The organism is Alkalilimnicola ehrlichii (assembly GCF_003399765.1).
Lineage (GTDB): Bacteria > Pseudomonadota > Gammaproteobacteria > Nitrococcales > AK92 > AK92.
Genome location: NZ_NFZV01000030.1, coordinates 35,910 through 48,614, shown reverse-complemented (window position 1 = coordinate 48,614; position 12,705 = coordinate 35,910). Strand labels below are relative to the sequence as shown.

Here is a 12,705-nt window from a genome sequence, read left to right as displayed (position 1 = left end):
CTCGTCGAAGATCGCGACCTTGACCGGCACGTAGTAGCGCGGGCGAAAACTCAGCAAGCCGTCGCCGGCACCCGTGCCGCCGAAATCCGGGGTGCCTTCATGATAGGGCTGTGCGTTGACGTGCAGGTAATAGTGGTTGGCCAAGAGGTCCACGCCTTGCAGCCGCAGCATCTGCGTGTGCCGTCCCGGCTGAATGGGGAAATGCGCCACACCGCCACCGAGTTGCCGGTCCGCCACCGTCCGCGCCAAACGGCCGGTGAAACCGGGAAGGGAGGCGGGAAGCGGGGTGCCATCGTGATCGTACCACTCCGTGATAACGGCCACGTGAATATCGGAGCTTAAACCGGCGCCCTCAAAACCCACTAAGTAGTTGTCTTGCTCGCCGATAGCCGCCTTGCGCTCTACCCGGACTTTAAGGTTCGGCGGCCCCAACTGTAGGCCATTGATGCGTACGTCGATCATTCCACCCGTCGGAGGCGTTAGCGTCGTCGTGGCGGTACCGATGTAGCCGGTTTTGCGGTTGATGGCGACCACCTGCACCGCCTCGCCCGGGCGTAATTGATCAATATCTCTTATTTTCAGGAATTCCGGGCTGTAAGAAAGCCCGGACTCATAGGGGGTTGAGAGGCGGCGCTGGGTTCCGACCGTAATGTCGCCACTTGGTAATAACAAGCTTATGTAGAGTCGATTAATATCCGGATCAAGATCAAACTCATCAAGCCCTTGCCGTTCGGCAATTAGATCTCCTGTGGCAGCTCTAAAGACGTAGAGATCCGTCTCTTTGAGATCAGCGAGACTCAGTCGCTCCAGCAACCCTTGATGAGCGAAGTCAGGCGACGCGTGGGGCTGGATGGTGAAGTCGGGCGGAAGCGGGTTACCCGCTCCATCACCGTCCTCCGGACGACGGCCTTGTAACCATACGCCCCATTCTTCCCCCCAAGGTTCGACATGATCGGCTTGGCCGTCACCATTGAAGTCCCAACCTTCCGGCGGAACTTGCTCAAAGCCAGGCACGTTGACCCCATAAGTCGTCGGCCCCCGTTCGACTGGCCCACCACCAAGTTGGCTATTACTAATATCAGCCTGCCCTACCAAGGCCGTCACATCAATCGGAAAGCTAAGGTCAGGCACATGTACCCCGCCCCGCTATTATCCCTTCGACGTGCAAGTAAACGCCAATACCGACTAGGCCTCCAGCAAGGGCTTTGACGTGGGAGCCCAAGCAATGATCATAGATATCCCGTTGCTGATAGTGAAACCTCGGCGCCTGCGCTCGCGGATGAAAGTGACTATAGAAAATCTTCTGAAAAACGATATAGGTAAATTCAATATCGAAGCCAGGACAACCGCTCCGCATATAATTCAACCGGAACTGCCCGTCGGTATCGGTTACGGTTTGCACTTCACCATAAGCGCTCCACATACTAATTTCTGCCCCAGGGACGGGGCCGCATAGCGCATCTTCACCTCGGCGACGTCCGATAACACGGTTATCCCCTCCCGGCTCGTAGGCTACATCGATGGTGCACTCATCGGGTTGCTCCGGCCCTTGAACGAAGTAACTAGAACGGTAACCAAGTGTATAGTCGCTTTGCCGAAGCACCCTCCCGTTTACATCAAGCAGTACCGACTGAGTACTAGGCTCCAATATAGCTAGGTTGGTCAGGTCGATAGGCGATTCGAGCAACACCGGATTGGTATCAGGAGTCGCCAGCGTCAGCGGACCTCTGGTCAATACCGACCGGGTCCCCGGCCAACGCAAGGCCGGCTTATTCACCGCCTGGTTATCATGAAAGGTAGAAAAAGACGCCGCTTCATAAGCAGCTCGACTCATTGGAACGGCACCCCGAGCCTGGCCGTCCCGGTGCTGGTCCATGAACGAGGTGTAGGCATCCGCATGGGCTCGGTACTCGGCAGCCGACATAACGCGAGCACCGGCCAACTCGCCCACGGCCTCACCGATCACGTCCACAACGTTTCCTTGGCTATCGAATTGGGCGAAAATAGGCTCGCCGTTCTCGCCCAAAATCAGGGATCTAGCGTACACCGAACCGACTACCGCCCTCGGCTGCGGCATGTAACTCGATGCCAAGCTCACCGTGGTGTATATTGATGCCACGGCAATAAATAGCACTCCCAATAGGCATTTAAGTGCTCGTTGCTGCCCCGTGAAGTCCATTGCTGTTCCGCCTTGTTTTTCTAGTTCCTTGCATGAGGCATTGTGCTGACCTCGCTTCGCGACTGATGCTCCGTCAGCGCTCTAACTCTGCCACCAATGCCTTCAGACTGATCTCGCCGTTGGCGTGCCGTTCCGCCCATACTTGATAATCGTCAGGTATCAACACATAGCCGAGGTACGCAAGCGAACTCAGCGGCAATTTGCCCACACTGTGGATGCGGCGTTGTTCGATACGCCCCAGCCCGACCGGGATCAAGTGTTTTTCGTCCGGCTCGAAACCGATAATAAGTACGAAGGCGCCGTCATCAGGGATATAGTCATAGCTGCCGTAAAGGGCGGGTATAGCCATAGACAATCCCACCTCGCCATCGACCCGTACACCGGGCTGAACGGCAAACATCCAATGCGGATTCGCCACCGGTTGAGCTCGGTAGGGAATACCGACCCGATCCAACTGCTGTACGTGAACATCGCCGTTATCACGGCCGCCGGGGAATTGCAGCCACGCCCCGCTCAAGTCAAGCCGTAGCTGGTCGCGCGCGAGGCTAATATTGCCGGTACGGCCGCGAATACGCTGAAAAGGCAGTTCCGGATTCAGCCGGGGAAGCTGTGCTGCCGGTAAACGGTTGAGTCGACCGGGCTCGACTGTCACCCATTGTTCGGTTGTACCGTAGCGACGATCGGCTAAACCGGGGTTAACGACCATGCGATGGCGGCCGGCCGGCAGAGTCGCCTCGACGTTACTCCGGAAACCGAAGTTAAAAGCGCCGTTACGGCCAGTGGTCGTCCGTAGATTGATATCCGGCAACGCCACCACGACTTCATCGACTGGCTGTCCTACCTGATCGACCAGCAAACCGGACAGGAAGCTCGGTAGAGGGCGGATGCCGTACTGGAAACGACTCAGCACCTCGCCGTCGTAACGCAGATCCACATAAACCGTGGCACCGTAAGCAAACTCTCGCGCGGGATAAAACACCACGGCCCGATTATCCGGCAGGACGGAAAGCTCGCCCGCGACCTCCGCTTGATCGCGATTGACCTGAATCACGGGCAAACTGCCTCCGGTGTGCAAAGCCTGCCGACCGTGGTTGGCGGAGAGATCATAAGTCGGCCCGTGGACGGTTTCGGTCACACGCACGGTAATCAGGGCCGGGTCGATCGGGCGGTTGAAAAAACACCAATCGAGCGGTTGGGCTCAATATCGCTAGCGGCGTTCTCAGGCTCCGTACGCGCGACATCGAGTGCGATGTCGTCCAAGTTCACCCACTCGAACTGACGCCGGGCGCTCGCCACCACGGTAGATTCGGCATCCAGCACCTCCACGATCACCTCGACCGCGCCGGCTTGGACGGCCTCGAAGTGGACGCTGGCGCGGGCCAGATTATCGCTCACTGACATGCTCTGCGGCTCGCCCGCGCCTGAGCTAATACGGACTTGGTGGTTGTCCTCCAAACCTTCCAGGCGGGCGATAATGTCAACGCTGGCACCGTCCTCACCGGCCATTTCAAGCACAGCGCCGGCCCGCGGTGCGAGTATCTCGATGCCAACCGCTGGCGTGAACGCCAGCACATACTCTTGTTCGGTACGGTTGCCGGCATAATCCCACGCCGCGAGAACAATCGAGCGCGACTCGCCAGCAGTTAAGTTGAACAGAGTATCAAACTGATAATGGCCCGTTTCGGCACCAGGCACCAAGCCCAACGTGCGGTCGTTGAGGCTGACGCCGGCTAAGCTAGCATCCGTCACCGTACCGCGTAAGCGGTACGGTGATTCAACGACCGTGTTGATCTCGGGCGCCGGCGCCAAGGGGCGCTCGAGCACGATCACCGGGGCGTCGGTATCGCGCTGCAAGTTAATCGTACGGCGGCTGCTACGGCCGTCGATGTCCTCGGCAACCACTACGATTTCTAATCCCTCCGCCGACAACTCGATACTATGGCGGAAACTCAAGCGGGTAGAATCGCGACCGCCCACGGCCACCACTTCATTGTTCACCGTAACCTGGGCCACGCCGACCGTGCTGGTGGCATTACCGGCCACGATTACGCGTTCCTGGTTGCTGTAATCGGTGGCGGACGGGGAGGTGATTTCCAGCGTCGGCGGGGCGATTTCCCGCTCCGGACTGTCGTCGCGGAATACGCTAACCACTTGACGGTCGTTGCCCGCCGGCGAGGCCACCGCTACCGCTATCTGGTTGGTGCCGGGTTGCAAGGGCACGGCGGCGAAGCTGAACACATGGGCGCCGTCCTGCGGGCCGGGGTCGGGGGATTGCTGTCGATCACCCAGGCTCACCCGCAGTTGATCGCTCGCCTGGCTGCTGTAGACGACACCGCTCACCGTCAATTGCTCGGCACGGGTGGTGGTATCGCGTGGCGGATTGAGAATAAGCAGGCGAGGGGCTGCCGACACCTCGCGCATGACCTGCACCTGCGCACTGGCGGAATTGCCGGCGCGATCGACGGCGGTGGCCGTCAGCAGGTTCATACCCCGCTGCAACGGCAGCTCGGCGGTAAACGCGCCGCCGGCACCGATAAAAGCCTGGAAACTCTGCCCGGCGTAGCGATCGGAGTGCACCCGCACGTCGGCAAGGCCTGAGCGCGCATCGCTAGCACGCCCTTCGAGCACGATATAATCTTTCGTGGTAGTTCGCTCGGCCGGGCCGTGGATTTCAATGTCGGGGGCCGTATTATCGGTTATGAAGCGGTAAACGACCTCGGCCTGGCGCCCCGGCCCGCCCGTTTCCTGCACCCGAAAGCGCCACTCGGCCGGCCCCTGCACCAGGAGGCTTAGTTCGAACCGATCACCGTCGAGGCTCACCGATGAGCGCCCCCGCCCCGATTCCGCTGCGACAGTCACGGTACCAAACGCACCCAACACCCGACCGCTGACGGTATGGCGCGGCTCACCGTCCCAAATTTGCCAGAATCCGCTCTCGGCCGTACCGGCCGCGTCGGTAAACGCAATCGTCAGCGGTGGCAAGGGTTCAAGCCGCACCGGCTCGCTCAGCGGCCCTTGCAGACTCAATGACTCGCCGGTCAGCGGGTTGCTGAAATCCCGCACCGTCGCCACCCGATAATACAAAGGCTCGGCACCGGTTGCGGTGGCATCGCGGTGTTCGGACTGCTCGGTCTCGACCAGCATGGCTTCGGCGGCCGCGAAGTGCCTCGAAACACTTGGTAGCGGTAGCCGCTCTCCGGCTGCCAACGCAGCTTGCCGTACCACTCGTCGCGGCTAACCGAAAGTTGGCGTACCGGTGTCGTGTTATAGGCGACGAAGAATTCGACCTCGGCGGCAGGCCCTGCTTGGTTGTCCCGGTTCAATGCTACGACACGGTAACGATAAACCGTGCCGTTAGCCGGCTCGGCATCGACGAAGCGGGCGTCGGCGGCAGCGACTTCGGCCAAACGGCTCAGTCCGCCGTTGATCTCGCCCCGATAAACGCGGTATTGCGCCACGTTATCGGCAGGGTTGGGCGCTGACCATTGCAGGCGCACACCGGATCCTTCCATCGTGGCGGATAAATCGGTCACGGCCCCAGGTGTCGGCGCCGGGTCGTCGTCGGATGAGCCGCTACAGCCGAGCAGGGCGAGCAACAAGGCGCAGAGAAAAATCAGCGCGCGGTAGCGACTGCGTCGCTGCGCAGCCGAGACAACCGAATGTGTTGTGCCTGGCATGGATCGGTCCTGGTTCCACTGTCCCAAATCCTCTCGCAATCGCATTCGGCAATCCCGACGAGGACTCTTATCCATGGACGAGCCGTTATGGCCCCGCCCCCCATCAAATCGCGTATCGTGCATGACCGTGCCCTGGCCATGCGTGCTCAGCGCTGTGCGCGCAATTAGTTGTCGTCGTTATCCCAGAGGTAGTCGATCTCTACCTCCTCCAGCAGCGGCTCGGTGACGCTGCGCACCGCCGCCTGCATTTGCTGCGCCGCCAGCGCCTGACGAATCTGGCCGCTGACCTCGGTCAACGGCCGCGGCGGCTGCTCGACCTCGTCGACCACGCGGAGCACGAAAGGCCGCTGGTTGTATAAACCCGGCGCAGAGCTTTGGCCGGGTTCGACGCCGTCCACCACGCTGCGCAAGCGCGTATCCAATAAATCGCCCTCGCTCGTGCCGCGGCGGTATTCCAGCTCGTGGCCCTGCGCCCGCAGGCCTTGCGCCAAGGCGGCCCAATTGCTGTGGTCTTGCGCCGCCGCCAAGGCTTCCAGCAGCTCGTCACGGGCCGGATTGGCTAAGGCATCCGGCGCCATAAGCAGCTCGAAGCTGCGCACCACACCGGCGCCGAACCGCTCGGGGTGGCGCTCGTAGAAGTCTCGCACCATCGCCGAGGACACCGGCGCCGGCGCCACCCGTTGTTGCAAGTAGGCATTCAGCAATAATTGTTCACGGTGCAGGGCGGCTTGCACTTCCAGCTCGTGTAGACGGTATTCGGGCAACTCGGTCTCGGCGCGGCGCGCCAGCACCCGCGCCATCACCAAACTTTCCAGCGCCTTGCGCTCCACGTCGGCGCCGAGACCCGCTGTCGCCCGGTCGCCGAACAGGGTCAGCAAATGGGCGTCCAACTCGGCTTGGTACACCGGCTCGCCGCCTACTTCGGCTAGCACGCGGTCTTCAAACTTACGCTCCACTGCCGCGTCGGTATCGGCTCGCTCGCCGCAGCCGACCAACAACAAAGTAAGGAGCAAGCTCGCACGGAGTAAGGCTTTCATTGTTCTGTTTCTTCCGCTGTCGCAGTGGCGCTGTCGGATTGGTTTAATCCGCCGTTTCGATCTCAATCTCGCCCAGCAGGCGCTCCAGCTCGGCTTCCCGCGCCTGGTTACGCAACTGGTGGCGGATGTTGCCGCGCACGGCTTCCAGCGGCTGTTTCACCGTCATCGGGCTTTCCAGCACTTTCACGATATGGAAGCCGAACGGCGTCTCGAAGGGCTCGCTCAGCTCTCCGGCCGGCGTGTTAAAGGCCACTTCGGAGAAGCGGGTGCTGATCGTGCCTTCGCGCAGCCAGCCCAGATCGCCGCCTTTTGCCGCCGACACTTGGTCTTCGGAATACTGTTGCACCAGTTCGGCAAAATCCGCTCCCGCGCGGAGCTTGGAGTAGGCCTCTTGCAGCGTGGTCAGCTTGGCCTGCCGCTCGGACTCGTCCATACCGCTGTGGGTGCGCTGCAAGATGTGCGCGACGCGGACTTGCCGGTGCTGATAGTTGTCGGCGTTATTGAGGTAGTAGGATTCGATCGCTTCCTCGGTAACGCGGTCGTTGAGAAAGGCTTGGAAATACCGGCTGATCAACATTTCCTGGCGGAATTCGTTCAACTCGGCCTGGATCGCCGCGCGATCCAGCACGTCGCTTTGTTCGATGACGGTGGCGAGCGCTTCGCGTTCGACATACTGCTGCAAAGCAGCCTCGCGCCGGCGCGCATCATCGGCGGGAATACGCTTGAAATCGAGGTGAGCGCTGAACTCGGCCTCGCTGATGGTTTTATCGCCGATTCGCGCCACCGCATCCTCGTCGCCGCCGCGCGAACAGGCGGCTAACACGAGAACGATTCCTAAAGCGAGCACAGTACGTTTGAGCATCCCTTTCAAATCCCCCATCCCGTTCATTGGCATTATATCGCTTTGCTTATTCTTGCTCATAAAAATCATCGTGAGTAATCAATCCACCTTCATCAATCTGGGAGCCGTCCGGATCCCGAATCACCAGCCGCTCAGCGCCGGCATCGAATTGTCCGTTACCGGTGATATGTACCGTATCGAAGACGTGAGCGCCGGTTATACGGTTGCCGAGCAACGGCGAGAGGTCGTCGTCGGTACGAATCACCAGACGGTCTACGGAACCGGTTTCGATGCGGTACAAGGGGCTTTCCGGATCGGTGGCGTCGAGATCGACCCACATACCGTCGACCGGCCCTTCGGCGGCCGCCGAGGCGGGATCGACGGTAACGGCATCGAAACGGAAGCGGCTCGCCGCACCTGGAGCATTGCGTTCACCAGCCAAAGCGGCCTCCGCGTCGAACCAGGGCTGGCTGCCCACCACGATACGGTAGTTACCCGCCGGTAAATCATGGTTCCATTCCAGGTCGGCGGCAGGGCCCGCATCCTCGTTGTAATAGAAGGAGTGGCTGGTATGCGACCCACCGGTATCCAAGTCCACTACCTGAATCAGATGGCCGATATTGATCCACGGACCGTCCCAGTCAGGGTCGGCCGTAATGGTAAGAACCCGCGGCGCATCGACGCTAAGGTCATACCCCACCAACGAGCCTTCGCCGAGGGCAGCGAGCTGCCCTTCGAGCCGCTGCCGGATGCCTTGTGCATCGGCGATTTCAAGCTCCCACAGGCCTTGGCTGAGCTGGTTCACGCCCACCACACGGTACTCGCCAAAGGCGCGCGCGTGGACTGCCCCGGTGGCATTCAAGCCATCGTTATCGACTCGCAGATGCAGGGTGTCCTCGGCAAGGTTCTCCAGATAAATCGTTCCCGGCGCACCGCCGCCGGCGGTGGCACGGATATTACCTAAATTAAAGTCGGAGAAGCCGTGGGCGCGTAGCGCGACCCGGCCGCCGCTGGCATTCCAACCGCCGGCGGCGGAAATCGAACCCGAGCCGGTCAAGTCAGTCACCGTTACATCGATCGAACCGCCCGCGGCACCGTTGTTACGGTGATCGGCCAACAGTTGCCCGTTCAAGGCCAGGGCACCGGCGCGAACGATCGCTACACCGCCGCCGGCGCCCGAGTTATTACCGCCACTGCCCGGGAAGCGGGGTAGATCGTAGCGGCCGTAGATACAGTCAGCCGTGCGGCCCTGAGCGACGCCGGCGTGACAGCCGTTCCAGGCCCCCAAAGTTCCGAACGGTCCATGCTGGCGGTGGCCAAAGCCTTGCGCCGACACGTCGATGCGGGAGTCTTGATCGACGAAGATCGAGCCATCGACATCGACTTCTAGCCGCGCATCCGCCACGGCATTTATCCGGCCGTTCATACCCGGCGCGGTGAGTACCGCACCCTCCATCAAGCTTAGGTTATTGTTCACGTTGAGATACCGGCTCGCCAGTGTGGCGTTCACCAGCAAGGCGTCGGTGGCCGACACGGCCCCTGCATGGAGTTCGGCACGCTGACCCAGGCCCAGAGTTCCGGCCACCCGCAGGTGACCTTGTACAACTAGGTATCTGTCTTCGCCCAAGATCATATCGCCCGAGGTTCTCGCATCGCCGGACACCTCGATGTTGCTGTCAACGGCCTCCTGGACCAGCCAATCGAAAGTGCTGACATCCACTTCGCCGACCAGCAGTTCGCTCCGCTCTAGCGACGAAGCGGCTGGATTGTTAACGATCAAGCGGTCATCGCCGAAGTCGACCGAGGCCTCATCGGCGATGGTGAGCGTCTCGAAGACATGCACACCGACAAGCACGTCGCCCACCGCATAGCGCGCGGCAAGATCTTCGCTGCTGTGGAGAATAAGGCTGGTCTCCGCGTTATCGATCACACGATAACGCTGTGCGGTGTCCGCATCCTCACCCAACTGGACCCAATGCCCGGCAAGTCCCCGCTGCCTGTCGGTATCGCTCGGCTCCCAGTCGCCATCCGCCACACCGATGCGCCATCGGTGATCGCCGAGGGAGCTGATCTCGATGATTTCGTGGCGTCCCACGGCTCGCACCGGCGTACTCCCGCCGGCGGGCCTAAACCCAGTGCCGACGATGTGTAAATGGCCATAATCAGCGCCCGATTCCTGCCAGTAGACCGTACCGGCACCAGCGGAGGGACGAGTACCTGCGGGGTTGTTCAGACCGCCGCGGGCGGTGGTCGAAGAGAAGTCGAAGCCGGCGAGATCGTCGCCGTATAAGCTGATTCGGCCGCCGCCCGCGGCGGCATTGCTGTTGGAATTGCTGTCCACGACCGAGCCGCCCACCGCTTCCAAGCGGCCGCCACCGACCAGCGATTCCACCTCGATGTGGATACCGCCGCCCGCAGTCGAATCATCCCACGACGCATCCATACCGTTGGCGAGGATGCCGCCGTACAACAGCAAGGATTCCGCCTGAAGCGTGACATAACCGCCGCCAGGCAATTCACCTCGAGAAGCGCCGCCGGCAAAACGGGCGCGCTCATAATGCCCGACGACGCAATCCGCCTGCGCCGAGACGCGAACCCCGCCGTGGCAACTTTGGTGATCGCCGTCGGCGGGAACGAACGGCGCCCGCTGGCTGCGGTAATACCCCTTACCGCTAACATCGATGAAGGAGTCGGAGTCAATACTGACGGTTCCGGCAACCTCCAAATGCAGCGGGTAAGGCGCTTCTTGGGCAGGAGACGGGACCGTCAGCACCGCTCCGTCGCGCAAGAGCATATCCGCACCGACCTTGATCGGTTCATGCATACCGACTAGAACATGAGCGGTTTCGAGTACGAGAGAACCCTCGATCCCGGCCTCGGTAGCCCTCAACAGCAAGTCGCCCGTTGCCCGCAGATCGCCGGCGAACGTCGCTACGTCGGTATTCACCGACGCTCCGGCGACTTCGACATCGCCCCCGACCCACAGCCTGCTGCTATGTAGCACGGCGTCGTCTGTCAGGCGCACATTTCCCTGAACATGGATGCTGTGCGCCGCCAACCGGCTGTTGCTATCGAGTTCCAAGTCGCCGCTAATCTGCAAAGCAACCGGGACAAAGACCTCCGCGTTCCGCAAACTCAACGAGTCTGCGGTCACCGCGCTTTCGAAGGTGCGCGTTGTATCCTCGACAACGACATCGCCCAGCGTCTGGGCGCCACGGCTGAGGAGGGCGGCATCGCTAATCGCCCACCAGTCCGTCACCGAAACCTGGTCCGCGATGACAAGATCAGCCGCCGCCAGCTTCGCCCCGCCGCGCACGTTAACGGCATCGAACTGGTAAACGCCCTGCAAAGTCGCGCCGATGTAAATGCTGAGGTCCGTGTCGGCCCGCACGACCAAACTATCGACCGCGCTATCGACGATCTCATAGGTGGCCGCGTCGTAAACGGCGCTATCAAAGCTGATCTTCCGCCCGACGAGGCTGGTGCGCCACATTGTGTGGCCCGTCGTATCGAAGCCATCTTGGGAGCGCCAAGCGGCATCGTCCGGCAAAAGCCAGGCGTCTTCGGCGGCAAATACCCGATACAGGCCGTCGCCGAGATACTCGACCGCCGTTACTACATGCACGCCAACGGAAGGCAGCGTGGCCTGCGGACGAGACGGGGCGCCCGCATCCGCCTCGCCGCGACCGTCGGCATCGACGATCAAATCACCGTAGGTCTGGCCTAAGCGCTGGACGAAAATCGTACCCGGCCCACCCGCGTAACCCTCGCTCGGCACCGCGCCGGCTCGCGCGTGGATCCGCAGGCCTTCCTCCAGAGTTTGCGAGCCGTCGCCGTAACTGTCGTAACGAATGGCGACCCGGCCGCCGCTACCCGAGCCTTGTTGCGAACGCGCTGCGCCACCGTCCACTGTGATTCGGCCATCGCCCTCAACGTGACCGAAGCGCAAGTCCAGACTGCCGCCGGCGCCACTGCCATAGTGGCAAGACACACGACCCGTACAGAAGTTGCCTTCAGCATCGGCGCCAACGGCGCCGATTTCGCCGAACAGGGCCAGGCTTCCTGCGTCGACTCTGAGCGCACCGCCGCCGGCGGCTGCACTATGGCCAATGCTGCCAGGCCCTGCCGACCTAATAGCACTCTCCCCCGGAAACAGAGGCTCTTTGACGGAGCCGTAGGCACGGTAACGGCTAACGCCGTCCCGCAGGGCGGTATCGCCGCCATGCGGGGCGCCGTAATACAGAACGTTATGCAAACTCCACCAGCGCGCATTGAACGGCGTTACCTGTAAGACGCCGCCCGCGTCGATACGCAACTGATCACGAACCTGAAGGTGACGGCGTTCCAAGCTGCCGAAGAACTCGACACGGCCGCCGCTTTGGATATGCAGCGAAGCAAGCTGCGGCAAGTCGACAAAGGTCGAAAGGCGCAGCACACCACCTTCGGCAACCGTTAAGCCGGCAAAACGGTAATCCTCAACGTCGGCACCGGAGTTGAGCGTGCGCTCGTCATCAACGACAACCTGGCGCGTACCCCATTCGCCGACTTCGAGCACTGCCGACTCGCTGACGGCTCGACCATAGACATCGTAGGCGGTCACGGTCACTGCAATCTGTTCGCCCGCCTGCAACGAAGTATCGAGCGTGGCCGTAAAGTCTACAACCTGCCGCCGGTCTCCATCCGCGCGCAGAGAGAAATTCTGTTGCGCGGAACTTTCAATGGCCCCCTGGATTTCTACAACCGCTCTATCGACAAATTCCACTTTTCTCGTCACGACCAAGCGGCCGCTAAGCTCTGCGCCTGGCGGTATGCTGTATTCGGGCAGTTCCAGCGCCACCTCATGCAACAACTGAGACGGCTCAATCTCCACAACGATCCGCTCATCGCTGAAATTAGCTTGCCCCGCGTCGTCGAGGACGACTAGACGGAAGAACCCATCGCCGGCCATTTGCGGCAACATAGTCACGGGCA

At 61.3% G+C, this 12,705-nt stretch carries 8 protein-coding genes; all 8 read right to left on the bottom strand.

Annotation, left to right across the window (positions count from 1 at the left end; all coding sequences use genetic code 11):
- A partial coding sequence (locus tag CAI21_RS19555; protein WP_220348898.1) for a hypothetical protein occupies positions 1–1,131 on the bottom strand: 1,131 nt, incomplete at its 3' end.
- Positions 1,124–2,179, bottom strand: a complete 1,056-nt coding sequence (locus CAI21_RS19550) for a hypothetical protein (protein WP_116303839.1) — start codon at positions 2,177–2,179, stop codon at positions 1,124–1,126. The genes CAI21_RS19555 and CAI21_RS19550, both read right to left, overlap by 8 nt.
- Before the next feature lie 73 nt (positions 2,180–2,252).
- Entirely contained in the window at positions 2,253–3,314 is a 1,062-nt protein-coding gene (locus CAI21_RS19545; RefSeq protein WP_116303838.1) for a carboxypeptidase-like regulatory domain-containing protein, read from the bottom strand.
- An 11-nt stretch (positions 3,315–3,325) separates the two neighbouring features.
- Positions 3,326–5,323, bottom strand: a complete 1,998-nt coding sequence (locus CAI21_RS19540) for a hypothetical protein (RefSeq protein ID WP_116303837.1) — start codon at positions 5,321–5,323, stop codon at positions 3,326–3,328.
- Positions 5,218–5,856 carry a fibronectin type III domain-containing protein gene (locus CAI21_RS19535; protein ID WP_116303836.1) on the bottom strand — a complete coding sequence of 213 codons (639 nt, stop codon included), beginning with the start codon at positions 5,854–5,856 and terminating at the stop codon, positions 5,218–5,220. The genes CAI21_RS19540 and CAI21_RS19535 overlap by 106 nt, the downstream gene beginning before the upstream one ends.
- Before the next feature lie 164 nt (positions 5,857–6,020).
- Positions 6,021–6,893 carry a peptidyl-prolyl cis-trans isomerase gene (locus CAI21_RS19530; protein WP_116303835.1) on the bottom strand — a complete coding sequence of 291 codons (873 nt, stop codon included), beginning with the start codon at positions 6,891–6,893 and terminating at the stop codon, positions 6,021–6,023.
- A gap of 43 nt (positions 6,894–6,936) precedes the next feature.
- Entirely contained in the window at positions 6,937–7,815 is an 879-nt protein-coding gene (locus tag CAI21_RS19525) for a peptidylprolyl isomerase (RefSeq protein WP_181919546.1), read from the bottom strand.
- Positions 7,802–12,700 (bottom strand): hypothetical protein, encoded by a 4,899-nt coding sequence (locus CAI21_RS19520; RefSeq protein ID WP_220348895.1) that lies wholly within the window; start codon positions 12,698–12,700, stop codon positions 7,802–7,804. The genes CAI21_RS19525 and CAI21_RS19520 overlap by 14 nt, the downstream gene beginning before the upstream one ends.
- Between the last annotated feature and the right edge of the window lie 5 nt (positions 12,701–12,705).

What these genes read in the sequence shown, in the direction of transcription:
- CAI21_RS19540 (WP_116303837.1), bottom strand. Translation starts at nt 5,323, where the DNA reads ATGCTGGTCGAGACCGAGCAGTCCGAACACCGCGATGCCACCGCAACC.
- CAI21_RS19550 (WP_116303839.1), bottom strand. Translation starts at nt 2,179, where the DNA reads ATGGACTTCACGGGGCAGCAACGAGCACTTAAATGCCTATTGGGAGTG.
- CAI21_RS19525 (WP_181919546.1), bottom strand. Translation starts at nt 7,815, where the DNA reads ATGAGCAAGAATAAGCAAAGCGATATAATGCCAATGAACGGGATGGGG.
- CAI21_RS19535 (WP_116303836.1), bottom strand. Translation starts at nt 5,856, where the DNA reads ATGCCAGGCACAACACATTCGGTTGTCTCGGCTGCGCAGCGACGCAGT.
- CAI21_RS19530 (WP_116303835.1), bottom strand. Translation starts at nt 6,893, where the DNA reads ATGAAAGCCTTACTCCGTGCGAGCTTGCTCCTTACTTTGTTGTTGGTC.